Annotated in this window: 19 protein-coding genes; 11 read left to right on the top strand and 8 right to left on the bottom strand. The window is 38.4% G+C overall.

The window, feature by feature from the left end; all coding sequences use genetic code 11:
* Window position 1 precedes the first annotated feature (1 nt).
* The 5 genes from QF028_RS31915 to QF028_RS31935 form a co-directional block, all read right to left on the bottom strand.
* Window positions 2-640 (bottom strand): beta-mannanase, encoded by a 639-nt coding sequence (locus tag QF028_RS31915; protein WP_429471728.1) that lies wholly within the window; start codon window positions 638-640, stop codon window positions 2-4.
* 66 nt (window positions 641-706) lie between these two features.
* Window positions 707-1,951 carry a vWA domain-containing protein gene (locus tag QF028_RS31920; RefSeq protein WP_429471730.1) on the bottom strand — a complete coding sequence of 415 codons (1,245 nt, stop codon included), beginning with the start codon at window positions 1,949-1,951 and terminating at the stop codon, window positions 707-709.
* A 75-nt stretch (window positions 1,952-2,026) separates the two neighbouring features.
* Entirely contained in the window at window positions 2,027-4,372 is a 2,346-nt protein-coding gene (locus tag QF028_RS31925) for a hypothetical protein (RefSeq protein WP_429471732.1), read from the bottom strand.
* A 303-nt stretch (window positions 4,373-4,675) separates the two neighbouring features.
* Complete coding sequence (locus QF028_RS31930; RefSeq protein ID WP_429471734.1) at window positions 4,676-8,068, bottom strand: tubulin-like doman-containing protein; 3,393 nt, start codon at window positions 8,066-8,068, stop codon at window positions 4,676-4,678.
* Window positions 8,069-8,163: 95 nt separating this feature from the next.
* On the bottom strand, window positions 8,164-9,927 hold the full coding sequence (locus tag QF028_RS31935; protein WP_429471736.1) for a VWA domain-containing protein: 1,764 nt from the start codon (window positions 9,925-9,927) through the stop codon (window positions 8,164-8,166).
* A gap of 222 nt (window positions 9,928-10,149) precedes the next feature.
* Between QF028_RS31935 and QF028_RS31940 the strand changes: the two genes are divergently transcribed.
* The 3 genes from QF028_RS31940 to QF028_RS31950 are packed head-to-tail and all read left to right on the top strand — an operon-like array spanning window position 10,150 to window position 13,023.
* Entirely contained in the window at window positions 10,150-10,299 is a 150-nt protein-coding gene (locus QF028_RS31940) for a hypothetical protein (protein WP_168245755.1), read from the top strand.
* Complete coding sequence (locus QF028_RS31945) at window positions 10,292-11,224, top strand: hypothetical protein (RefSeq protein WP_429471738.1); 933 nt, start codon at window positions 10,292-10,294, stop codon at window positions 11,222-11,224. Before QF028_RS31940 ends, QF028_RS31945 begins: the two co-directional genes overlap by 8 nt.
* A gap of 17 nt (window positions 11,225-11,241) precedes the next feature.
* Window positions 11,242-13,023, top strand: a complete 1,782-nt coding sequence (locus QF028_RS31950; RefSeq protein ID WP_429471740.1) for a hypothetical protein — start codon at window positions 11,242-11,244, stop codon at window positions 13,021-13,023.
* A gap of 179 nt (window positions 13,024-13,202) precedes the next feature.
* Here QF028_RS31950 and QF028_RS31955 read toward each other — a convergent pair whose 3' ends face one another.
* Window positions 13,203-13,502: a DUF4359 domain-containing protein gene (locus tag QF028_RS31955; protein WP_429471742.1), complete on the bottom strand. Its 300-nt coding sequence runs from the start codon at window positions 13,500-13,502 to the stop codon at window positions 13,203-13,205.
* A 428-nt stretch (window positions 13,503-13,930) separates the two neighbouring features.
* Here QF028_RS31955 and QF028_RS31960 point away from each other — a divergent pair, with 428 nt between their 5' ends.
* The gene (locus QF028_RS31960; protein WP_429471744.1) at window positions 13,931-14,857 is read left to right on the top strand and encodes a CPBP family intramembrane glutamic endopeptidase; all 927 of its coding nucleotides are present in this window, start codon (window positions 13,931-13,933) and stop codon (window positions 14,855-14,857) included.
* A 383-nt stretch (window positions 14,858-15,240) separates the two neighbouring features.
* Window positions 15,241-16,656 carry a L,D-transpeptidase family protein gene (locus QF028_RS31965; RefSeq protein WP_429471746.1) on the top strand — a complete coding sequence of 472 codons (1,416 nt, stop codon included), beginning with the start codon at window positions 15,241-15,243 and terminating at the stop codon, window positions 16,654-16,656.
* A 62-nt stretch (window positions 16,657-16,718) separates the two neighbouring features.
* On the opposite strand, the gene QF028_RS31970 is transcribed toward QF028_RS31965, so the two are convergent.
* Both QF028_RS31970 and QF028_RS31975 read right to left on the bottom strand, forming a co-directional pair.
* Window positions 16,719-17,294, bottom strand: coding sequence for a 3D domain-containing protein (locus QF028_RS31970; RefSeq protein WP_429471748.1), 576 nt, complete (start codon window positions 17,292-17,294; stop codon window positions 16,719-16,721).
* Between the two features lie 271 nt (window positions 17,295-17,565).
* The gene (locus QF028_RS31975) at window positions 17,566-18,495 is read right to left on the bottom strand and encodes a LytR family transcriptional regulator (protein ID WP_410882295.1); all 930 of its coding nucleotides are present in this window, start codon (window positions 18,493-18,495) and stop codon (window positions 17,566-17,568) included.
* Between the two features lie 374 nt (window positions 18,496-18,869).
* Here QF028_RS31975 and QF028_RS31980 point away from each other — a divergent pair, with 374 nt between their 5' ends.
* From QF028_RS31980 to QF028_RS32005, 6 genes are all read left to right on the top strand, one after another.
* Window positions 18,870-20,141 carry a serine hydrolase gene (locus QF028_RS31980; RefSeq protein ID WP_429471750.1) on the top strand — a complete coding sequence of 424 codons (1,272 nt, stop codon included), beginning with the start codon at window positions 18,870-18,872 and terminating at the stop codon, window positions 20,139-20,141.
* Window positions 20,142-20,512: 371 nt separating this feature from the next.
* Window positions 20,513-21,931 (top strand): MBOAT family O-acyltransferase, encoded by a 1,419-nt coding sequence (locus tag QF028_RS31985; protein WP_429471752.1) that lies wholly within the window; start codon window positions 20,513-20,515, stop codon window positions 21,929-21,931.
* A 17-nt stretch (window positions 21,932-21,948) separates the two neighbouring features.
* Window positions 21,949-23,151, top strand: a complete 1,203-nt coding sequence (locus QF028_RS31990; protein WP_429471755.1) for a DHHW family protein — start codon at window positions 21,949-21,951, stop codon at window positions 23,149-23,151.
* A gap of 213 nt (window positions 23,152-23,364) precedes the next feature.
* A complete protein-coding gene (locus tag QF028_RS31995; protein ID WP_429471757.1) occupies window positions 23,365-24,543 on the top strand; it encodes a C39 family peptidase in 1,179 nt (392 codons plus the stop codon).
* A gap of 273 nt (window positions 24,544-24,816) precedes the next feature.
* The gene (locus tag QF028_RS32000) at window positions 24,817-25,788 is read left to right on the top strand and encodes a glycosyltransferase family 2 protein (protein WP_429471760.1); all 972 of its coding nucleotides are present in this window, start codon (window positions 24,817-24,819) and stop codon (window positions 25,786-25,788) included.
* Between the two features lie 53 nt (window positions 25,789-25,841).
* On the top strand, window positions 25,842-26,153 hold the full coding sequence (locus tag QF028_RS32005; RefSeq protein WP_429471762.1) for a hypothetical protein: 312 nt from the start codon (window positions 25,842-25,844) through the stop codon (window positions 26,151-26,153).
* Window positions 26,154-26,155: the final 2 nt, after the last annotated feature.

The raw sequence follows: 26,155 nt of genomic DNA on the forward strand, positions 1-26,155 counted from the left end.
CTTATTGTGGAATCAGTTCAAAAATTTCAGCTGATTTCCTTCCATTACTAAAAAAGATTCTAATATATTCATCCTTGCCGATTTCCTTTTCGAGCAGCTCCGTTTTTCCAGGTGGGAAGTCACGAATAAATGGGAAGACGGTTCCATCTTCAATGGACATGGGAGGACTGCCCGTTTTTTTAACATAGACTAACAGATCTTTATCAAGCACGATTTCTGTCATGATGGACATGCGGACTCTTTTTTTCGGCTGAAGGAATTTATTTTTATAGGTAATTGAAAAATAAATCTTTGCCTTCGATCCCGTTATATAAATGAGATTGTTATCGTTTTCCTGACTAAAAACAGCCAGCTTTCCGTTACGTTTTTGGCAGGGGAAGATGCGATAGGCATAGCGGCCAATCGCATCCAGTCTTCCAACATATCCATGATTGGCTTTATATTCCTCGCGGGTATAGAGTTTCAAATCCTGCTCATTGATTTCGCTGATTGGTTTTACATTTTCTGAGGGCGTTTTATAAATATAGACAAAGTCGATATCTTTAGACCAGAACCAAGTTAAGTGAACCTCTGATTCTCTTATTGTTTTTCGTATATCCTTTATTTCATAATCAGGGGAAGCAAGGGTTTCCCAGTTCACCAGAAATCACCCACTATCTTTTCTAATTGGTACGGAGAGGTCCAAGCCGCTCCTAAACGCTGTCCATCAAAATCCCTTTTTAAAATGATTCCTTTTTAATGAATTTCTTTTTACGGAAAAATCAGGCCCACTGGTGTTACGCGGCGCACTGCCCGAGAACTTCTCACGGATCGGGATCATCAGCGTTCCAAGACCAGTCAACGCAGTTAAGAGAATATCGGCAGCGAGGCGGTAAGAAAATCCTGACTGCAGGCTATCTTGCAAACCAAGTTCGAGCACCAATCCTGCTAATAGTCCAGCAAACACCCCAGTAATAGCATAGCTTTTCGCTAAATAACGGTTGTCGAAAATTATTCCAAGCGCGAGACCAAATAATCCGCCGATTAACGTGATTAAGACCACTCGGAGAATGGCGAGATAGGTACTGTCTTGAAACAATCCGTGTCTTTGGGTCACAAGCAAACGGTCCTGGTTTTCTAAGTAGATTTTTTCAAATACGTTCGTTAATTCATTGGCATTTTTAACATCATAAAAGGAACCGCCGGTACTTGATGCAATTAATCTAAGTAATTGGGCACCGCTTTTATCAATCTTGCTCATCCCAATCGTATTTATGACAATGTCCTTATTCTGGTATGGCTCTACCACTGCATCAAGGTCAAGTTCGCTATAACCATCTGAGAACAGAATGACCATTGGTTTTCGTCCATTTTTAGGGTGGTCATCTATCTCTTGAATAGCTGTGTCTAAGGCGTTGCCAATATCGGTGCTTCCTGTAGCTTGTAAACGATTGATTTGCTCAATCGCATCGGTGCGTTCTTGTTTATCACTGACGTTAAACATCGATTTTGTAATAACAGCGTCTTCGTTAAATGATATAACGGAGGCACGATGGGTCGGCTTCATATTGGATATGAGCTTTCCAGCAGCCTTCAAGCTTTCGTGTCCAGGGTCCGTTTCATTCATGCTGTCTGAAATATCCATGACCATCACGATATCATCGGGCGGTTTGATATTTGAGAAATTAAGAGAATATAAGAATTGAAATAAAAGGCCGGCAGCAAACAGCATGACGAGAGTGGCAGGTACAAGCATTTTCCAAGAAAGGCCTGAGTATTCCAATCGCCAACTGCGTCCATTAATAATGGGACTAATTAACTCAGCACCTAAGCAGAAGAGACCTGCGATCAGGGCTAGCTGGCCAAAATAGGCGCCCATTAAAAGGATATTAGGCCAAACGCCATAATAGGACTCGATTAACCACTCACCAAGGATAGCACCTAGAAGCCCGGGCAATGATACTAAAAACAAAAAACAGGATACTAAATTTCCGAACAGGCATGTTCAAATCTCCTTAAAATATAAATTGGGTTTTCTAGTACACTGCTATGCGGGCGTTTCCGCTTTGGAGTGGAATTCGTATCCTTTTTCTGTATAGGCCTTGTAGTATTTTTCCCCTCTTTGGTAGTACATTAAGTCACTCAGCTTAAAGCCGCCCATCAGGGTAAGCTTTTCGATTCCGCTGCTATTCTTCTCATGGGCACAGCCCACCTTAAAATGGCGTGTTTCTTGTTCTTTTTCTAAAGCGAACTTCATGAATTTGCTGTGAAAGTCACCGAAGAAGTATTTTTCTTCATAGCGATGTTCCTGTTTGTAGTTAAACACTTCAATATGAATCGATGAATTTTCGCTTAAGCGCGTGTTTAATTGCTTAAACAAATCCTCTTTGGTTAGAACGTCTTGATTATCATAGTGCGTCATAACATTCGCCCGTTCTAACAGTTCATCTTCAAAGCTGCGCTGGAATTCCTCTTGGGTCAATACCTCACGATTACATACAAACAGCAATCTTTCGATCAGTTCGGTCGCACCGTTTTCAAGGAATGTTAGCAGGTTTCCAAAAAAGTGCTCATCAGAAAAGAAATGAGGACCGCGTTTTTCCTTCAGCTTTTTCGTTATGCTGCTAATCATTTGTCCATAATATTCCGCTATATTTTTATCTAAATACTCATCCGAATCATATAGACTCTCCGCAGCTGTTTGTTTCAATAAAGATTCCACCTGATCGACAATCTCTATTTTCGCGCGCAGATACTGGTGGTTTTCTTGTAATACTTCATGATATTGCTTTAAGATGGCTTGCTTTACCTCAAGTTTGACCATTTGATACTTTAAACCGTAAGCTTCTTCAAAAAAATACTGTAAAAAGCTAGTTAGGTTTTTCTTGTCTGAAAATGGGAGATAGCTTTTTTTAAAATCACAGCTATCCACGATTCGATGATAGAGCTGCTCGAGCCGTGCTTCAGCTTCTGCTCGTTCATTTTTGGCTTCACGAATCATTTTATGAATTTCATCCAGTATGCTAAAATTCGAGCCTGTGGAATCAGAGGTCCATAAATAGGCGCAATATAACCCGTACTTTTCATTATTAATTACGTTTTCATGGAGGCACCGCTCAATATGTGCTTTCAAGTTCATGGTTTGTAAATGCTCACTGACCGGCTCTTTAAAGTTAGTATGGAAAAAGCGTTCTGTACCACCTTCATACAGATGCTCTTCTGCCTCCTTGACAGACATTCTTTTTACCGTTTGATAGGAATTGGACACTCCCATCATGTCATTCATATCCACGAGCTTTTCGTCCGAAGGAATAATGTCATGATAATATTTCTGGAAAGAAGCCTCCGTCAACTCAAATAAGCTGAGTACATTTTCGCGTTTCTCGGAGCTGGCTGCTTTTAATGATGTCAGCAGTTCATGGAAAAAATGGCTGGCCGCATGAAGCGCAATCGCTTTATTGGGGCGGTTCACTTTGGAAAAGCCAGCTGAGGCGAATACTGGTTCCTCAGAGTTTCCTCTGAAACTACGTTTAAAGTCCTGATGATTATAGCTGTCCATCTTTTCATGATAATCGGTAATCATTTTTCGGTTTTTTAAGAGATTTAGATTGCTAATAATTTCGTAGTTTTGCTTCCCGGCATCACTTGAAATTAAGCCATCTTCATTTTTATCGCTTAACAAATACACCATGTCAAAGAGCGGGGAAGGGGGGTGAACGACTGGCAGCCGCAGATCTTCTTCCAACTGAAGTTCTTTTTCAAAGGTGTATTTATCGTGTTGAAACTGATTTAACTCATTAAAAAAACTAATCCCTAGTGAAGTAGAGAGGGCAAAATTTTCGCCATCCTGCTTTTCCTTTATTAATCCATACAAATCTACTTCCACTTGACGAAAAGACTCTTGTAAAATACTTTTTAACAGCAAAGTAAATTCTTGAATCAGGATATTTGCAGGGTCATCGACGGCCGTCACCACACATAGGTTTAGTTTAACTAGTGAGGAATAGACCTTACCGTACTCAGCAATTTTTGACGAAAGTTTACGGAAGGTTTTATTTAGTTCAATCAGCAAATTCTCATCCTGATAAAAGGTCTCGTAAATGCTTCTACGAATGGTTTTGGGATCAAACTGATTGCCTGGAAGTTGAATGGATAACACGTTATCGTGGCTGATGGTATTGGTTTGATAGGCATGAAAATATAACACACCCGTGCTGTTATGCCATTTTTCTTCATTAATAGTCATGATGGATGTCATGGCTTCCTTGACAGAGTCGCCTAGAAATAAAAAGACAATGGGATGGTTTACACTGCGCTGTTCGTTTTCCTCTAATGTCATTTTTTCCAGCTGGTTTGAAAAGGTGTTTGCGTATTTTTGTAAGAGTTCTTTCAAAGCTGTTTCCCCCCGTTGAAAACATTCCCCTATTCTATTTAAGGCTCTGTTAAACTGGTCTGTTGATTTCCGCTCCAGGCGCGTGCGGTTCGCGGGCGGTCCGGGGAGCCTCCTCAGCGCTACGCGCCTGCGGGGTCTCCCCTGCCCCGTCCTCCCGCAGGAGTCTCGCGCCTTCCGCTCCAATCAACAGAGTGCCAAAATCAACAATAAGATTTAACAGAGCCATTAAAAAATGGGTGTGATTAGAGGCGGCCACATGCAAAAGCTGCAAGTGGCCTAAATAAAATTATCTGTAATTGTTTGTTATGATTTCAATTGACGGAGCATGTCATTAACCTTGAGCATCATTTCTTTATAGAAACTGTATATTTCTTCGCCATTGACTAAATCCTGGTAATCGTAATCAAGGGCTTCTTTTTCCCTTGAATAGGTTGCAGCCATTTCCTCTAAAGCAGTAACAAGTTCGGTCGTGTTTTCTTGGTTGATCATGTCATTGCTGCGACGATCTGATTTCTTTTGCAGTTGATCCATTTTCTTTTGGCTCAATGCTTTGAAGGCATGATAAAGTTCATAATCAACAAACTTCGTTGTCTTCATTAAATTCACAAATGGTTCCCATGCATCTTCTTCAATCTCTTTATCGTACACGTATAAGGCGCCGCGTTTCCGAATTGTTTTTGTATAAACGGCTTGAATGAATTGAGTTAAAGAAACCTCTTTTTCTTCTTGTGAGGCAATATATTGCTCAATCTCAGAGATTTTCTCTTTGATTAAGTGATACTTTCTAACTTCTAGTTTTACTTTTTCAATTAGTTTAGGTGTACGGATGAGATTTTCTTTTGCCAATTCCAAGTTGGTGCTGTCAAAGATATCACTCACACCGTCGGACTCCATGGCGCCGTTAAACATGTCTTTAAGCTGGCGAAGGATTTGCTTCAGGCTGCCAAGGGTTGCTTTGTTTAACTGTTTTGGATCTATTTCGTACTGAGCAAATAAGTCCGAAATGTTCATTTCTTTTGTAAAATGGCATTCGTAGCGAGCACTAGTGCTGTGATCGGAATTCTTCACCGTAATGACTTTAAATTCCATCGCTTGTTCAAACATGGAACGGATACTGGCATTGTATTGCTGAACGCGCTTGTTGCGGTACGTATCTCCCCATGATTCTTCAGGAATCGGTGAAGGGAGGTAGGCCCAGTTTTCTTTATCTGTTTGAACAAGGTGGCGGCCAACGCCTTCTCTTTCTAAAATCGTTTTTTCATAGGACTCCTCATAAATGGAGAGTGGGGAGTACGAGAACAATGGAATACCATTTTTTGTGTTTAACCAGAAGATCCGATTCTTCAGTTCACTCTCTTTAATGGTGAAATGAGATTCACTAATCGAATGCTTTTGGTATTCCTTCACTCCTTTTAAAATATTAGGAGCCTTTACTGGAACGGATACAAATCCCCATTCTGGGAAATGAAGGGCACCACGACCGTTATCTAAATGGAACACTGGTGTTGCATCACCATCAAGTCGTGCAGCAATTTTGTCTTGGATGATTCGATCAATTGGCATATCTTCGCCATGTTTAAGCCTTAAAAAGTCTTCCATTGATTTCGTAATCAACTCGCCAAACTGGTCGCTTAGGAATTCTGAAACGGTACCTACGATATCGATATCTGATTCATTGACCCAATAGGATGACTTTTCGAGGAGCATTTCTGACCATTGCTGGACAAGTTGTTCTCCATCCTTTGAATCGAACATGCTCTCAATTTCACGGGCCACATCCGGTACACTGACTAAATGCCAGTAATAGGTGACATTATCTTGTTGTTTGACTTCCTCACCATTCACAAGAATATTGGCGTTCTGTTCAAATATCCCTCTAAGTGCATCGAGGATTTCTTTATAGACCACATAAATCTTGTTGTTTTGACTATTGATTAGCTGATATAGATCTTCATAGAATTCAATCATTTCTTCCATTCGTTCTTTTTCGGCGCGAAGATCATACTCATTCAACTTGGACTCGATATAGGCATTCTTTTTCTTTTCCTTAGATATAAATGCACTTCTGGCATCTTCAAGTTTATTGTAGGTATACTCCTCAGCCGATTGAATGGCTTTAGGCATACGTTCTAGACGTTCGCGTAAGCTTTCTACATAGGTTTGCAGGGTCGTTAATAAGCAAAACCCGTCTTTCTGGTAGATTAAACGTGATGCATAGATAGGGCCTTTTTTGGAATTTAAAAACATTTTCTCAATTTGCCGGCGGAATTCTTCCATGATTTCGCCTGGATGCTGCTTTTTGCATTTACGATACTGATCTTTTGCTTTTAAAAGAAACTCTCTGTCTAATTCATCATTGATATTGGTTACCGATGTTTTGATGACATTGTTGTAGGAGAAACGGTCACTATTCTCATAGCCTGAAAGCGGTTCTGGTACACGTTCATTAAAGCGCTGGTGGACGGAATCAGGGTCAATCCGCAGTTTTTCAGCAAATTGCTCCACATCTGATTGCTCAGGACCTGCTTCAAACATATTATCCATTTTTTCAAACAGCTTGTAGGCAATGTAGGTTGTCATTTCTTCCAGTGGAATTTCTGCCATGGAAGCGCCGATAATGTTGTATTGATAGTTAGCTGGATACGGCTTATGCATGCCGGCAATATTGGATCTGATATTGCTGATATAGTCATGAATGGCAAATTCCTCGCCGGATCCTTTATCTTCACTAGCCATAAAGTTTGTAATATTTTCAGCTGTTACATTCATGCAGTAATCGTAGGCATTCTCAAGCCATTTACCCTCAGTATTCGTACCTGATATTAAATGGCAGAGATTAAACGGCGGCACTTGTGAGTTTACGGTTAATAAATTGCCGTACTTCTGAATAAAACGTTCATTTCTTTCATCACAGTTCATCCAGTAATCGAGTTCTTTTAAGGCAGCATAGCCGTTTTTCTGGATGTATTCAGCCGTATGGTGGTTGATTCCTTTTTTAGACAAATTCACGTCAGGAGTGAAAAGGTAGCCAAGGATACTTAAACGGTCAACACCTTTTGCCCCAAACTTTTTATCCATGATTCCTCTTATAATGTAGGCAATATCTAGGTAACAGCCACTGCCAGTCCCACCAGAAAGTCCGGTAAGCAGGAAGACGTATAATCGTTTTCCAGACCCTTCAAGTACGGCATCCATTTTGTTTTGAATGATCGTTACAACCTGATTGATTTTTGTAAACATGAGCAGTCTGCCCGCTTGGCGTACGCCTGAAGCCCCGCTGATTCCATCCGTTATTGACAATTCGGGTGATAACCAGTCTTTAATATAAGGTTCAATCGTGCTGCGATTTGAAAGAACGCTGCCGATTTCTGGGTTGGAAAGCAGGACGAATTCTTTATGGGGGTCAAGGCCAATCCCATTATATTTTTTATTACGATCATGCTCATTCGTTTCAAATGCTAAAAACTCAATGTTACTTGGTTTATCTTTCTTCTTTTTCGATAAGGGATCTTCTGGAAGTTTAAAACGGCGATTTACTTGGTATTTGAGTCTTAATAGGGCATCAATTCCTGTACCGCCAAGTCCAATGACAAGCATCGGATTGTCAATCGTATCAACGCGGATTTTCTCTGATATAATCCCGCCGCCATGGGCGACTTCCAACTGTGATATATGCTCTTTAACACTTGCTTTCATGCAACTATTCCTCCCTAGCTGTGAACTACTAATATATATAGACGAAAAATAATCTGATAAGGATTCCTTTTTCGGTGCCTGACACCGAAAACCGCTTAGGTTATATACTCAATATAAATGGACTTATTTACCTTCTTTAACACAATGCGCAGACGGTCATTTCGTTTGATCTGCTGACCCTTCTTGGCATCGATTGCCCGGCCGCTTTTTTCAATCGTACAGTCCGAGTTGTTGATTAGCAGGAGAGAATCCCCGGCATGCGGCTTGAAGATAATTTGATTGGTTTCAGCGAATTCAGGATGCAGTCCTAGCAGCTGATGCAGCTGAAACTTCCCTTTAAAACCTTTTAATGGCTTGTATTGCGGATTTGAGCGTTCACCAGTATCCTCGTCTTTTACTTCCACAACGATTTGACCACTAAAACCTTGCTTTTTCCTTAACTTGTTGTAAGCAAATACGGCAAGAAGAATGAGTACAATCACTCCAGCAGCCGCATAAAGCCATGAAAACGGCGTCTCTTCTTTTGGTTGAGTGGTTTTAGCTGCTACAGATGTCTTGGCTGTGTTTTGGACCGTTATTTTTTGCGGCTGCGTTTCACGGAAAAAGCTATTATCTTCCGCTTTTACCACTACTTCATAACTGCTTGAGTTTCCTAACTTAAATTGACCTGAAAAGCCTTGGTCATCAGCTGATAAGCTTACTTCCTCGGTTTTCCCTTGATCGAGATCTTTCACATATAGAGTCGATTTCATTGATTGATAAATGCTTTTATCAGCGATAGGTGTACCATTATCTTCAAAAAAGGAATGGATCTTAACTGTTTCACCCGGCTTGTAACTTTGCTTAGCAAGCTTATCTAGCTTCAACTGTAAATCATAATTGAAAACAAGGTTGATATCGATTTTGTCCTTTGCTACCCCTTTAACCTTCAGTGTCCAATCTCCCTGAACTGGTTTCAACAGTTTGACCATAGAGTAGGTCCTCGATTTTGAAAGTAGGACTTGGTCTGAAGGGATGGCGAGCTCTTTACCGGAAGGATCAATGAGCTTAACCTCGACCGGATGGTTGGACATTAATGAGATGTTGGCTTCTAATACATTTTCATTGGGAACATTTATTTTGATATCTTGAAAATCACCATTACCTACTATTTGATTAATCGGAACGATTTTTAATTTTAAATGGTTGGCGAAAATTTCACTAAGGATGCCGGGCAATTTATCGGCAGAACTTGCTTCGAAGAATTCCCCATTCGTGCTCTTGGCTATATTTGTGAGAACCTGTTTATTTAGCTTGCCATTAGCGTTTAAGCCAATCGTATAGATTGGGTATCCTTTCGCTTTAGCGGCGGTGACTGCTTGGTTTAGGTCTTTTTCCGCTTGCTTTTCGGTTTTGGAGTTCTTTGGGTCTAGTTCGTTATTCCCATCGGCAAGCAGCACGATCAATGGGTAATAACCTTGCTCGTGACTACTATCTAATACGTTGACGGCTTCCTTAACCCCAGTTGATAAATCGGTGTACATATATTTTTGAACGGAGTCGATGAACGACTTTAGGTCCTTCTTATCCTGTTCTGACTTGATTTTGACAAGCGCTTTTTCACGCATGACTTCGTCAGCGTAAGCGATGGCACCAATTTTATCGCCATTAAAGGAGGCCATATCAATGAACATCTTCATCGCTTCGTTACTGATATTCTTTGGGTCACTGCTCTTCATGGAATTACTCACATCAACGACAAGCATTCCCTCCATTCGAGAAGTGGAATTTAACGGACTTGCAGCGTGTACATTATATAAGGAAATATTCCAGAATAGACACGCAACTATGATTAAACTACTGATACATTTTCTTAACATCTGTGTGCAACCCCCACTGCATTTTTCCTATTTCGGGTAATAATTACAATTCTTGCATTGTACAACTATTCTACCACTTTCCTATTATATACCGAAACAATTATTCCCTAGATATATTATAATTCTACTATTATAATATAAGTTAATGTATTTATTGGAAAATATCTGGGTTTGATTGTGGATAATTAGTTTTCATAAAATGATCTCAAAAGGAGAAGTAAAATGTACGGTGTGGTATTCACTAGTCTTCTAGTTTTAATCCTTTGTTGGAAAACCTATAAATTAATGAAAAATAAACGAAATAGCGGTGATTTTGAAGGTATTGATGATGAATTAGTCATCATGCTAAATGAAGGTGATTCGATTGGTTAAACAGGCCGTCCAGCTCTCCAAGAAAAAAAGAACAAAATATCGATTTCAAAAGCTAAAGATGTGTAAAAAATGCAACCGTTATTCCGTTTTAGGGGATGAAAAATGCCAGAATTGCGGTTCGGATTTTATCGGAATTGAAACACTCGTGAAGTCGATTTTTAAAAACCGTTTATTAACAGAAGCGATATGGATCTTAATGTTTGTTTGTGTAGGTATTTTGGCAGCTCCAACGGTAAAAATGTTATATTACTCGTTAATTGCCGGGGTAGTGTTTGTCATTGGATATGTCATTCTTACCTCCATCTTCATGAAAAGTGAGTATTTCATGCAACTGAAAAAACTACTTCGAATTGACCTAAGAAAAATTGCCGCAGGTATTCAATATGACAGTGAACTAGCCAAAGAGGATGTTCATGCTGAGAGACTAGCCCCAGCATATGAAAAGCTCCGCGATATTGGCGATTTTATTGCGAGTGACCAGGTGAAAATCCGCCGTATCATGGTCTTGAATGAAATCGTTCTAAGAAGTGATATGGAGCTTGAACTAGAACCCCTTATTCCTTCATCCTATGATTCGAATTTTGTAAAATATGCACTTGAGGTGTTAAAAATTAATCGGACGCTTTTTACGAAAAAGTCTATTGCCTACTTTATTAAGTATCGAGAGGCGATTGTCAGCGATTTTGGAATGGATTCACTCATTTATGTGGCCGGCTCAGCGTTACGAATGAAACTGTACATCCTAGAATTTTCAGAGTTCATCGAGGAATTCCTTGAATATTTCCCAAGGGACCGGTTCTTGCGACTGTGCAGTATCATCTATACCAACCCGGAAGTTGATTGGGGCAGTCTAGAGGAAAAAACCAAGCGTTTAGTTATGGTGAAGTATCATTACGATCCTGATTTCAAGCAGTTCGTATCGTAGAAAGGATCTTACTCAATATGTTTAAATTTACCGTTTATCGAAAAGTGAATATGTCTAGGAATTTTTTCTTGTTAATGCTGGTTATCTTGCTTGGGCTGGTTAGCGCAAAAATCGTTTTGGCACATGAAAAAATTGACACCTACAATGAAGCAGTAAAATTATTTAAGTCCGGTGAATTAGTCGCTGCAGAGGAAAAGTTCCATGCCGCAAAGCTAAATGTTTCTGTCACTGACCATAACAAAGACATCAATTTCATGCTATCCATTCTGTCTCCGATTCGTGAAGTCATGGAAGATCTAGATAAAAAAGCTGCTGGTTATAATGAAGGAAATGACCTCGACAACCTCATTAAAATATACGATCGTTGGAAGGCAAGCGAGAAAAAGTGGGTGTCAGGCACCAATGTTCAAAAGGATATGTACGGGGAAATGGTGGCGTTGACGAAGCTAGATACGGATATGAAGGGTTATTTTTCCACGATTAAAAAGGAAAATCTGGATAAATTAATGAATGAAACGGCTAATGACATTTCTGAAGAGGAGGAGATATTTACCGTCCTCCATAAGATTCCTGCAGAATATTACGGCAGTCGTTTGTCAGCTAAGACAGAGGCAATCCAATCTTCATTCAAAAACTATTACGCGGCAAAGATAAAAAAAGTGGTTGAAACTGGCACTGTCTCATCGATTATTGACGAGGGGAGCAGGCAGTTTAGTGCACTAAGAATATTGTCGTTGGATTCTAGCTGGCTTGAGCAAACTCTTGATTCGAACTTGTTAAGGATTGTAACGGCTGCGATCGATAAAAAGGATTATGGCGCATTTGCCGAAGCCGCAAATTCAATCAAAAGGTTAGAAGCGAATATGAATGGTGCCGATGTATTTGCTTATATTGAAAAAACAACCTCTGATCTACTCGTTAAAGCGGAGAATCGCATAGAGGCTAATAAATACGAGGATGCAATTAGCATTTATGAAGCATTAAAACCACTAAAGGACACGACTGAATCAATTGCGAGTGCCAATCTTGCTTGGGATAAATATGAACCCATTCGCGTTTTAAAACGTCTGTATCCAGGAAAAGAGTTTTCGAACGTTGTAAATGCAAAAAACAAATGGGGCGCAGACAGCGTTGTTGCAGCAATTTCCACGGACGGCCGCATATATTTTGGCAAGCTTACGGGAGAGGAAGCAATGGTTGTAACCGAGGGGTCGATCGAAGGGGCAGCGTCCATTAATAAGTTGGCTTTTAATAGTAACTTCAGCACTTCTGACAATCCAGTCCTTTATATTGAGGCGAAGTCATCCGAACGGAAGCATCATTATATAGCCTATGAAGTTAGCGGCGGTTCGATGGTAAAGATCCTCGATGTGGAAGCGGATAAGCTAACTTTCGAATCAAAGCAAGTATTGGTTGTAGATAATCCTGTTGGACAGGGTGAAGGGGAGCTTGCTTTCTTCGAACCCGATGGTAGCGGGGAATATCAGTTTTCTAGTATAAAGGTAGACTATGTTGATATACAAGTCACTGATATAGCCAACTATTATGGGGAGAAGGTTCGCTTCACTGCTTTCGCAGATACAGTCCAAAATGGAGGGGCCTTGGTAACCTTATCGGAAACCTATAACAATAGCACGGGACTATGGGAGAAAACGTATTTATTATTAAAGGGAGATTCCGATTTCACAATCTATGAGAATTATACCGTCATTGGTACTTTCAATAGTTATGAGAATATTACCGACGAAAACGGCGAATCTGTTCGCGTACCCGTTTTTCAAGTAGAAAAAGTTGAATAAATGAAAGAGGACCAAACAAGGGCTATTGCTGATGTTTGGTCATTTTTTTGATTGGCGCTGTTAAACTTGCCTGTTGATTTCCGCTCCAATCAACAGGGTGCCAAAGTTAACAATAAGCTTTAACATAGCCTTGAAAAAAAATAAGCCAGTCCCTAATGAGACCGGCTTTTGATTATCGATTATTTTTTACTCGAGATGGTAATGAATTTATTGAAGATGCCAATCGATGTGACTTTTCCCAGACCTACTTCGGAAAAATCGGTTTTGTAGATCGAGAAAATAAAATAATCCTTTTGCGTTGTTCCCGCATCAAAAATGGATTTCCCAGCAACAGATAATAATCCCTTTTCTATCAGACTCGAAGATTTATCCATTGTTTTGTGATTGGCCCAGTCGATATAGGCAGAGCGCTCAGGATTTGTGGCTGATAGAATAAAAATCAAAACGATTAAAACAATGATCGAAAAAAAACGTCTCATAGTAACATTCTCCTATCTCGTAAATTATTAATTGTAAATTTTTATATAAATAAGTATAAATTGGAAGGATCCCTTTGTAAATTTTAAAAAGAAAAGCTTGATCGGTTTTTGAGACTCTATCAAACTTTTTATTTTGATTAAATATATGTTTCGAACGTTTGGAATAGAAGACTATCGGTAAATTTTTTATGGTAATAAAAAGCAATTATTATTTTAGTGATATTTACCTACCAATATGCTAAATTATTACTAATATATTTTTTGAAAAAGAGGGGATCATTTCGTGACGAGAAAATGGAAGTGGACGATTGCTTGTTTCTTTTTCCTGCTTTTATTTAATGCGTTCGGGATCATTGTAGTAAAGATATTGGGCAGGTAAGGGGAAACGGGATTTCTCCGCCAAATTTTTCAGGTAGGGAATGATGAGAATGATAACGAATTTAACAAAACCGATTTCAAAAAAGCTGCTATTTGCAATGATCATTGTAACCATCGGGGCAGAGGTTCTTCTTTATCTTACTCGTTACAGTTCTATGGCCAGCACCTTATATGATGCCGTCATGGTGTCCTCCTTTTTTATCGGTTGGAAACTTTACCGGAGGCTTGGGAATCAGCAGGGTCATCAGAAAAGCCCACGCCAGATCATGCTGCAATTCACTGGTGCTTTTCTCATTTTCTTCCTTGGAAGTACGATTGTTAATGTGTACTCTAGTATCACATTTGAGGATTTTAATGAGGATTATGATCAATATGTTCAAGACTATACGGAGTCGCAAGCCTTTGATGTGGAAGATGGAGTGGATGCTGGCCTTCCAGACGATCCAGTCTGGTCCATTTTTGAAAAGGTAGATACAATTGGATATGATCTATATAACGACACATTGGCTGGCCTGGAAGAGGTTTGGCGGCTAGCTTATATCATTCTCCTGCTTGTAGTATGTAAAAAGTTGTTTCCGCGGCGTTGGGAAAGTGGCTCAAGAGATGTTTTTCTAATGGCTGCGCTGTTTATCACCTCTATTCTTTTCGGCATAGACCATACGCTCGATACAGAGGAGCCATGGGCGATCCGAATTGGGGCGATTGTAACCTTCGCAAATATGGGATTGATGTTTGGAATTATCCTATTATGGACCCGGAACCTTTGGCTAACAGTTATTGTCCACGCTTTATACGATATCACAGCAACTCTTTCATGGTACTATATCGATTATGCGGTCGAATATTTCACTCTTGGTGTTTTACTTATCCACTTGAGTCTCTTTATTTTAGAAAAAGTACACCAAAAACGATTAATGAGCCAGTTAACGATGGTTCAGGAAGGTCAAATGGCAGAATTGACGCAAAGTGTAGAATAAAAGGAAAGAGGTTGCCAGGTGAGTCCGGCAACCTCTTTTGTCATTTTTTAGAATGATTTGAAACTATTAATATCCTACTACAAAAAGCGACAATAAATCCATATTTTCTCTAACTTTTCTACATAAAGTAAACAATGCCCGTCAATCCCAAAATAATTGGTGGTATTTCCCGAGAAATGACGTTATTTGTGTTATTGGTGTTGCTGTGGTGTCAGGCACCATGATTCAATGGATCTTCTTATTTTTTATGGTGAATTTTGTTTTTTTATGATGCGAGAAGTTTGTAATAAATTGCCGAAATATATATAGAGTTAATCTTTTCTATTAAAACATTAATTATGGTATTGTAGTAATAAATGGAAATTTTTAAGGGGGAAGTACTTGTGTTTAAACGTTTTCTGATTGGATTTATTATTTTATGCTTGGGATTTTCAGTTTTTCCCAACGCCCAAGAGGCTGAGGCTAGTACCACCAAGAAACAACTAATTATTATTAACAAAAAGGTTAATAAACTCGCATTTTACGAGAATGGTAAATTAATAAAAACATATAGGGTGGCAACAGGAAGAACTTCAAGACTCACCCCGGAGGGAACTTTTTACATAAGAGAAAAAATTGTAAACAGACCCTATTATAAAAAACATATTGCTGGCGGCGATCCTCGTAATCCATTAGGAAACCGCTGGATGGGTTTAAGTAAAAAGGAGAATGGCGGATATCCGTACGCAATACATGGTAACAATAATGAAAGTTCGATTGGAAAATATGTCTCTGGCGGATGTATCCGGATGCATAATAAAGAGGTAAGAGAATTGTTCAGTAAGGTAAAGTCGAGGACGAAAGTAATGATCGTTTCCTCGAAAAAAAGCTTTAATCAGTTAGCCGCACCATATTACAAAAATATGGACATCAAAGCTCCTGCCGTTCCAACGGTTAATACTGTTTCAGACAAAACAATTGAAGTATCTGGTAAAACAGAAAAAGGAGCCACGGTCACTGTTGCGATTGGGTCAAAAAGGTATACAGCAAAACCTGCGGATTCCAAAGGAACATTTAAGGTCAAGATTCCGAAACAAAAGGCTGGCCTAAAATTATCTTTTACTGCTAAAGATAAATCTGGAAATATCAGCAAGGCTAAAACGGTAGTTGTGCTGGACAGAACAGCGCCAGTGGTTAGCGGAGTAAGTAATAACCGAGTTTACAACAAGGATGTTACGATCTCCTTTAAAGAAGGAAAAGCGACAATTGATAAAAAGTCAGTGAAAACAAAAACCGTTGTGAAAGCAGAAGGAAAACACACAGTGGTGTTAACTGATGCGGCTGGCAACAAGACAACTGTTGTGTTTACGATTGACAAAACAGCGCCAGTAGTGAGCGGAGTAAGTAATAACGCATTCTACAACAAGGATGTTACTATCGCCTTTAAAGAAGGAACAGCGTGGTTAGATGGAAATCGAGTGAAAACAGGAAAGGCTGTTACTTCAGAAGGAACACACAGAGTTACGATAGCTGATGCTGTTGGCAATAAGAGAACTGTTGTATTTACAATTGATAAAACAGCACCAGTGGTTAGCGGAGTAAGTAATAACGAAAGCTACAGCCAAGATGTGAAGATCTCTTTTAATGAAGGAAAAGCAACATTGGATGGAGAAGCAGTGAAAACAGGAACAGTTGTTAGTGCAGAGGGAACACATACATTAGTGGTTACTGATGCGGCCGGCAACAAAACAACTGTAGTGTTTATTATTGATATAGCAGAACCAATAACAGATCCAATAACAGAACCAATATTGCCTTAAGTTTTAACAATTCATTAAAACAATAATAAGTCCCAAGTGAGTTCATTCACTTGGGACTTTGCTTATTTTAATATTTGTACTTTCACTGTTTTCCTACCCCATTGAATCGCACTTTTATGAGAAGGAACGAAAATATCAATTTTTTTCCCTTTAATTGCACCGCCAGTGTCGCCGGCAACTGCATAGCCATAACCTTCAACATAGACCTTTGTTCCGAGCTTAATTACTTTCGGGTCTACAGAGATGACCTTTAGGTTTGGATTTTTCTTTATATTTAAACCGATCGCTGTGATGCCAGAGCATCGTTTACAATTCGCTGTATAGGCAGTTGCACTAACTGTTAAAGTCTTTACTACCTTTAACTTCGGTGCTTTACTCGTACTAGTGCTGGCTTTCTTAACAACCGGTTTACTAGCTGGTACATTAGTAATCTTTAATATTTGATTCGGGTGAATAGTATTTGATTTAAGTTTATTCCATTGTTTTAATGTGTTCACGGAGATTTTATATGTTTTTGCAATACGATAAAGCGAATCGCCACTCTTAACTTTATATGTATTGGATGCTGCTGATGCGCCGTTGCTACTTCCGAATAATAACATACCTGCCAAACTACACATGACTAGGAATTTCTTCATAACTGAAAACCCCTTCCTTCTGTTATATAAAAGTTACCACAATAATATTACACAAATATTTCAATAGCTTACTAGTTTCATGACAAAACCATGATAATAAGGTGTCAGGCACCACTCGTGGACAAAACCATTGATTTGTCTGTCGGTGACGGACAATGAAGGCAAGGAAGTTCATTTTAATATAATTTGTTCCTTTGTGTTTCTATTCGGGTGAATTATTAAATAGCAAAAAAACCTCTGCCAATTATTATCTCGGCAGAGGTTTTTGATACTATTTAATATCTAATTGTGTTTTCAGTTCACTTTGAATCCGTTGTTTTTCGTCTTGCGGAACGATGTAGTAATAGATTCCGTTAATTTTCGTCCCGCCGCCTTTTATTGTCATTTGCTCAACGTTACCAGCCGCACTACGGTAATTCTTTTGAATATCCATCATTTGATCAAATGTAAGATTTGTTCTCACATTATTGCCAAGGGCTGTAAAAATACTTTGATATTTAGTAAGCGATGAGAGGCTCGCACCTTCTCTTAAAACACCTTGAATAATTTCACGCTGACGTAATTGGCGCCCAAAATCACCACGAGGGTCTTCATGTCTCATCCGAGTAAAGGCTAACGCTTTTTTGCCATCTAAAGTTACTTGCCCCTTTGGGAAATGGTAACCACCTTGAGAAAAGTCTAAATCATTGTTTACCGTTATGCCTCCAACCGCATCAACAATATCCTCAAAGCCTTCCATGTTTATTTTTACAAAATAATCAATGGGAATGTCCAAGAAATTTTCAACCGTGTTCATTGCCATTTCTTCGTTGCCGAATGCGTAAGCATGGTTGATTTTATCCTCGGTGCCTTTACCAACTATTTCTGTTCGGGTATCACGTGGAATACTTAACATTTTTACAGAATTTAGTTTTGGATTCACTGACAAAACAATCATGGTGTCAGAACGACCTTTATCGCCTTTACGCTGGTCCACACCCAAGAGCAATACCGAGAAAGGCTCCTTTTCTTGTAATGATACTTCCTCGGTACGTTTGTCGGATTTTCGATCGACAGGGTGATGCATCGTTTCGACAGCAGTTGTTAATGAGCTATATACTGAATAGGCGTAAACCCCTATTCCAATTATAAGTAGTAATAAAACAATTCCAGTTACGCGGAGCCATGTTTTCTTTTTCTTTTTATTCTTTTCAGCTCTCATCTAGTTTTCCTCCATAACGTTATTTTGGACCAACCTAAAGAATAGCAGAAATTATCGAAATTTAATACATTTATTTGAAGTACTTACATATTCTTTAACTGGATAATTTGGAAAAACTTTTTACACAAATTGTTGTTAACTAAATAGTGTAATCCATCATAATAGAGTATGCTAAATAAAAATTCCCTAGGGACAATATGCTAGAAATGAAGTTTATTTAAGAAGAGCCTATCTAAAAATCAAGAATATTGATTTTTAGATAGGCTCTTTTTTGCATAGAAATCGATGAGATTCTACTCAAAACATATATTAATATATTGCCAATTTTAGTAAAATTTAAGAAAAATAAAATTTGGGTAAGGATGGGGAAAGAGTTGAAGGCAGGACATTTTTTAAAGGGAATTTTTATTGCATTTATTTTGTTTTCCGTAATCATGCCGAGTAAACATGCAAGTGCAGCAGAAATAACGGCACATCAGGATTTTTCAAATAAGTTATCTGTTGAACTAACTAATTACATAAAAAAATCTGGCGGGACAGTTACGCTGCAGTACCAGGATCTAGTGACGGGGGAAGTGTTCCAAATGAAAGGAAAAACCTCCGGACGGGCCGCTAGTACCATTAAACTGCCTCTCGCCCTCTTTATCATGGAGCAGGCTTCTCAAGGAAAGATCAATCTAAATCAGAAACTAAAGTATAAAAGCTATCATTATTATGGCGGCAGCGGCGTTATCCAAAAACAAAAGGTAGGAACCTATTATACAATCAGAGATCTTGTGAAAAAAGCGATGATGTATAGTGATAATATTGCTTTCATTATGTTAAAGGAACGAGTGGGCCAGGGGAATTTTATCAAGTATATGAAAAGCGTTGGCGGTCAGTATGCTTATCCGAATGGACGAAATTTAACCTCTGCCAATGATTTAACGATTTATGTGAAAAGACTTTATCAATTTTCTGAAAAGAGTCCGCTTGGCAAAGAACTCGTTGGTTATTTGAAACAGACAGTCTATAATTCTACTATACCACGTGGGATTAAGGGAGTTGCCGTCGCACACAAGGTGGGTATGATCCCGAATGAAAGAATCTATAATGACGCGGCCATCGTTTATGATAAAACTCCCTTTGTTTTAGCAATTATGACAAAAGGCATTTCCTATGAGAAATCACAGAGGGTAATTGCCGATCTAGCAGCCATCGTGAATAAAAATCATAAAGCTAAGGCGTCAGCCATATATTTTAAGAGTAAAGCAGATGTGACAATCTATCAAAGTATGTCAAAAACAGCTGCAATTGGAACCTTGACTAAATACCAAATCCTTCATATTGTTTCGAATCAAGGCACTTGGTATGGGATTAAATTTGGTAAAGGAACCGGTTATATCGAAAAGAAATCGGTGATCGCGCTGATCAAGCATGCTCAAAGCGGCTGGGTCACGAATCAGCCGAAAACCGGTATGATTAAAATGAGAGAAAAGGCACCTATTGTCGACAAATCCACGGCAGGTAAGGTAATTGGCTATATTAATAAATATCAAGAATACTATTTTTTCAAAAAGGAAAAAGACTACTATGTTGTTGACATAGGTGGGAGAGTTGGTTATGTAGCTAGTAAATATATTACGGCTCTTAGTGTTGGCAAGTAAGTTTACCGTTTTAGCAAGAGCGAATTGGATATCTGTCAAAAGGGCTTCCGTTTGGGAGCCCTTTAAGGTATTAAAATTTAAAGGGAAAAACGGTAACCGTATGGTTTTAGAAGTAGTGTATTCCTTTAGTTGTATATTTTTAATAAGTTAACAAATTCTATACATATCAACTAATCATTGATAAAATCTTATATAAATATTGTCGAAATTTCAGGGAGTGTGACAAAATTTGTATGAAAACTAAACAAGTCTAGACGGCATCAATCAAATCCTGACTTACAACGAAACAGTTATTAATCATGCAAGAAACTTGTAAAATGCGGTTAAAAGCCCAAAAGGCTTAAAAGGTACATATACGGAGGATAAGAATCGTGCTATTTAGTTCAACAGTATTTTTATTTTTATTTTTGCCTCTTACACTAACTATATATTTTTTTTCACCCAGAAAGTTAAGGAACACGGTCTTACTTTTGGCAAGTTTGTTTTTTTACGCATGGGGCGAACCAAAGTTTGTGTTGTTTTTATTTCTTTCCATTCTTCTTAATTATGTTTTTGCCCTGTTAGTCGATCAAAATAGAGAGAAACGTGTATTGGTAAAGTGGGTGTTAGGCCTTACTGTCTTTGCAAATCTTTCCATTCTGATTATTTTCAAATATGCCAACTTTATTGTAGATAACATAAATAACTTGTTTGGAACGACGATTGAATTAGGCAACATCCCGTTTCCGTTAGGGATTTCCTTTTTTACGTTTCAGGGACTAAGCTATGTTATTGATGTGTACAGGAAAGACGGGAAGGCGCAAAAAAATCTGATTAACATGGCGATGTATAAAGCTTTGTTTCCTCAGCTTATTGCAGGACCAATTGTTCGCTATGTAACGGTGGCCGACCAAATTACCGACAGAAAAGAATCGTTACCGAAATTTGCTGAAGGTACCAAAAGATTTATCATAGGGTTAGCGAAAAAAATGATTATAGCCAATAATTGCGGCTGGGTGGCTGATCAAATTTTCTCAATGCCTGCAAGTGAGTTATCTGTTGGTCTGGCCTGGATTGGCATCATTGCTTATTCCTTACAAATCTATTTTGACTTTTCGGGTTATTCCGATATGGCGATAGGTTTAGGAAAAATGTTTGGCTTTGATTTCCTTGAAAACTTTAACTATCCCTATATTTCTCGTTCGGCCACGGAATTTTGGAGAAGGTGGCATATTTCACTAAGTACCTGGTTTAAGGATTATTTATATATTCCGTTAGGCGGGAACCGCGGCGGAACCTTTAAGACCTATCGGAACTTGTTCATTGTCTGGCTGGCTACAGGGATTTGGCATGGCGCCGCATGGACATTTATTGCCTGGGGTGTTTATTACGGTGTATTGATTATGTTAGAAAAAGCCTTTTTGCTGAAATTTATAAAAAATATTCCGAGGGTATTCCAACATCTTTATGCACTATTAGCCGTTATGATTGGCTGGGTGTTCTTCCGTGCAGAGACATTTACTTATGGGTTTAATTATCTGAAGGTTTTGTTCGGTGCCAATGGAAACCCTGTCTGGGACCGCCAGGCTAGTTTTTATATTTCACAATATGGAATCATCCTTTTGATTGCGATCATCGCTTCCATGCCTGTTATCCCATTCATCAAAGACAGATTCTTAAAGCAGGGAACAGTCGGTGTCACAAGCAGCAGGGATTTCATTGTCACAGCAAGTTACGCTGTTATTTTCTTCTTAACGCTTGTAAGCGTGGTTTCATCCACCTTCAATCCATTTATTTATTTTCGGTTTTAATAAGTATGGAGGATATTATGAAAAAAGCTAATATACAAGGTCTCGCCTTAATTACAATTTTCCTACTAACGATCTTTGGATTCTTTATCTTTACTTTTGTAACGCCATCAAAGTCAATGTCGCTTTTAGAAAATAGAAATTTAGCACAAAGACCTGATTTAAACTCTGAAAATCTACTTACCGGTGAGTATTCCAAGCGATTTGAGCAGTATTACAATGATCAATTTCCGATGCGTGATACGTTTATTGAAACCAACAGCAGAATTAATAAGAATGTTCTTAGACAAAATATTATTGATGATGTCTATGTATCGGAAGACGGTTATTTGTTATCCCAGATAGCAGAGGGAACGTCGGCTGATGCCAAAGGAATAGCTAGTGGAATCAATGAGTTGGCCGATAGTTTAGCTAAAAAGAACATTAGTGTTTATACCGCATTAATGCCAAATAAACCGACGATGATGGAGAATAAATTTCCCTCTTATTTTCCAAGCTATGGTCAAAAAAATATGGACCTCTTATATAAGGAGCTAGATGAGAATACCCATCCGATTGACTCGCGTGCTACTTTAGAAAAACATATGAATGAGGACTATATGTTTTTCTATTCAGACCATCACTGGCAAGCTAAGGCCGCTTTTTACGCGTACCAGAATGTAATGTCTGAAATTATTGATAAGGAAAACATGAAGGATTCAATTTCGCAGTATAACGATTATTCTTGGGAATTAAAAGGCAAACCGTTCTATGGTTCAGATGCAAGGAAAACAACAAGTGCAAATGCAAAAAAAACGGATAAAATCCTTGTAGCGGAGCTTAAAGAAAACCACAAGCCGTACGTAATGAAGTGGGGAATAAAATCACGCAGTGGCTTATACAATACGGACTTTTTAACCATGGAGGATCTGTATACAAATCGTTACCAGGCCTATTTAGGCGGAGATTTTGCGCAACTGACGATTACAAATCCGAATCAAACGAATAATAAAAAACTTTTAGTCATTAAAGATTCCTATGCCAATGCATTTGTTCAATTTCTAGTTCCTCACTATAAAGAGATACATGTATTGGATTTACGCCATTATAATAAAATGCCAATCGAGAAATATGTAGATGAAAATAAAATTGATCAAATTGTCCTGTTAAATAATATTAACTCGATTTTTGTCACTCCTGCTTTAACAAATTTTGACCATCCAGGGCAGGGTGAAAATCAATAAACAACTTTGTAAAAAAAGCTCTCCATCTAAGCCTTTTGCTGAAATGGAGGGCTTTTTTCGTTGACAGGTTCTGATAAGGATGTTGTTCTTAGGCAAACTTCACCCGTATAGTATGGCTTTTAACTTTTTGAATTTTGGTAAATTTATAGAAAGCCTTATAAGTGAATAATGCTATAATAATAGTATCTAAGGTTTTTTAGGAAGGGGAAAATAATGAGTAAAAAATTATCTGTTTCTTTACTGATCCTTGTGCTTTTATTCCCTGCTTTAGGGAATTATGCTCAAGCAATAAGCCCGACGACACCAAATAAGTCCACTCAAAAATATGTGTATTACCCAGCCGCTGTAAATGGAACACAAGGAAATAATATTAAGTATATCTTATATTTTGATGCCTCCGGGTATTTGTCCCATGCTGTTTTAAAAGAAAAGGGAACGCAGCGAATTCTAGCTAGATATGTTTATTATCCCAAAACGGTTTATGGTACCCATGGGGAAAATATCAGGTATGTTTTGAACTTTAATGCCTCTGGATATGTGACCAATGCTGTTTTAAGAGAAAAACAGACGCAGCGAATTCTTTCGAGGTATGTGTATTACCCAAACACTGTGTATGGTACCCATGGGAAAAATATCAAATATGTCCAGAACTTTAATGCCTCCGGGTATGTGTCAAATGCTTTATTACGAGAAAAAGGAACCCAGCGAAATCTTACTAGATACGAGTATTACCCTAATACGGTGTATGGCACCCACGGGAAAAATATCAAGTTTAGCTATACCCTAAATAATTTAGGATATGTGACCCAGGCTACTCAAAGAGAAAAAGGAACACAACGCGTTCTTTCATGGTATCAATATCAAGCAAAAACGGTTTACGGGAACCACGCATCTAAGGTCAGTAGTCTTAAATTAAATGTACCCTTGATCAATCAAAGGCCAGAGCTGCCAACAGGTTGTGAAATTACTGCAGTCACAATGATGCTTCAGTATAAAGGCGTGCGTGTCGATAAAGTCACCTTAGCGAAAAAAATGCCAAGGCATTCAAGTAATCCAAACCTTGGTTATGTTGGGAATCCGTTTACAAGATCAGGATGGACTATTTATCCTCCTGCCCTAATGGGATTAGTAAAGGAATATGCTGGAAGTGCCAAAAACCTAACAGGTGCTAGTAATGGAACAATAGAAAAACAATTAGTAAATAATAAACCGGTTGTTGTTTTGGTTTCACGTATGCATGGTTTTTCAGTGCATGCATTGGTGCTAACAGGATTTGATCAATCTAATTATTACTATAATGATTGCTGGACAGGGGAAAAGAATGCCAAAATCAGCAAAGCGGAATTTAATAGATTATGGGGCAACCAAAGTAAGCGAGCCATATCTTATTAATTAACAATTGCTTTATCCGGTTGTCATCTTATTCGCGTGCTTTCCAGGAATTTATGGTATTAAATACGTGAATACAAAACTTAAGGCGGCCTTTTGGCGGCCTTTTTTGCGTTATAACACAGACAATCAAGATTAATACGAGATTAATACGGGAATAATGAATGTAACCCGAAGTTAGGTTCTTATTTTTAAGCTTCTGTTATATATTGATACAAAAAGTGAAAAAGTAATACATATAAATTTATTTTGGACTACCTAGTTGGAGGAATGGACTTGTTAAAGGTTACAGTGGCTATACCTGTATATAACGCGGCAAGACATTTGAATGTAACGTTGGATTCCTTAATGCACCAAACGATGGATGCGTCAGAATTTGAGGTCATTTGTGTGAATGATTGCTCTACAGATAATAGTAAGGAAGTTATTGAGAACTTTAGTAAGTTAATGAGTAACATTGTTCTAATTGATCGGATTGATAATTCAGGAGGCCCAATGATTCCACGAAACGATGCGATAGATGCGGCTCGTGGTGAATATATTCTTTTCCTGGACAATGACGATTTCCTAGGAGAAGAAGCGTTAGAACGCCTTTATATAGAAGCAAAAAAAAATCAGTCCGATGTCATTTATGGCAAGTATGTTGGTATCAATGGGCGCAAAGTACCTGGGTCTATGTTTAAAAAAGGGAACCGTCCGAAGGCTGATATTATCAAAGATAATTTAGTTAACTCTTTAGCACCTCACAAGATGTTTAAGCTCTCTTTTCTGAGACAAAATGATTTTAGATTCCATCCAAAGGCCGTAGTGGGTGAAGATCAGCTTTTTGTCATGCAATGCTATGTGACAGCTAAGGTTATTACCGTACTCGCGGACTATCATTATTACTTCGTTGTATCGCGTGGGAAAGAGAATCTGAGTGTAAAGTATTTCCCTGCAGAGCAATTCTTTTTTTCCTTTAATCGACTCATGGAATTTTTACATGAATGTAACCATGATGAATCATATAAAACAAGGTTAAAGGTTGCTTTCTTAAATCGGTTTCTACATGCCAGCCGTTTACGTGGGCATCTATTAACTTCCCGGTTAACACAAGAACAAAAAAAAGACTGGTTAAGTGAAACAAAAAGATTTATTGACAACCATGTGGATGACAGCTTACTTACTTCTCTAGAACCTCGGTTCCATTACTTTATGGAAGTGGCAAAAGAAAATGATATTCATAAACTGGCTTCAGTCCAAATGTAGAAACCTTATTCTGGACATGAGAGGAATACAGAAAAAATATAGAGGTGACCACCATGTGGAAAATGAAAACAAAACGGGCAAATGTAATCACTTATACTAGACCTTCCATTAAATCTATACCAGCCAATCACTATGAAATACCTGGGCAGGAGCATATTGTTTATCCATGTATAAAAGGTTGGTTTGAGATCAGGAGAGTCGATAAAGATAATATAAAGACCGTAGAATTTATTCGGAAAGAAGATATCCGGTACAGTACGGAATATTTGATCTTTGTTATGAAAGAAAAAGCCAGACGTCTAATGAGAATTAAACCTCTAACAATAAAATTTCTTAGAAGTGCAATGGTAAAAAGCAAAAGGTGAGG

The organism is Neobacillus sp. B4I6 (assembly GCF_050434045.1).
Lineage (GTDB): Bacteria > Bacillota > Bacilli > Bacillales > Cytobacillaceae > Neobacillus.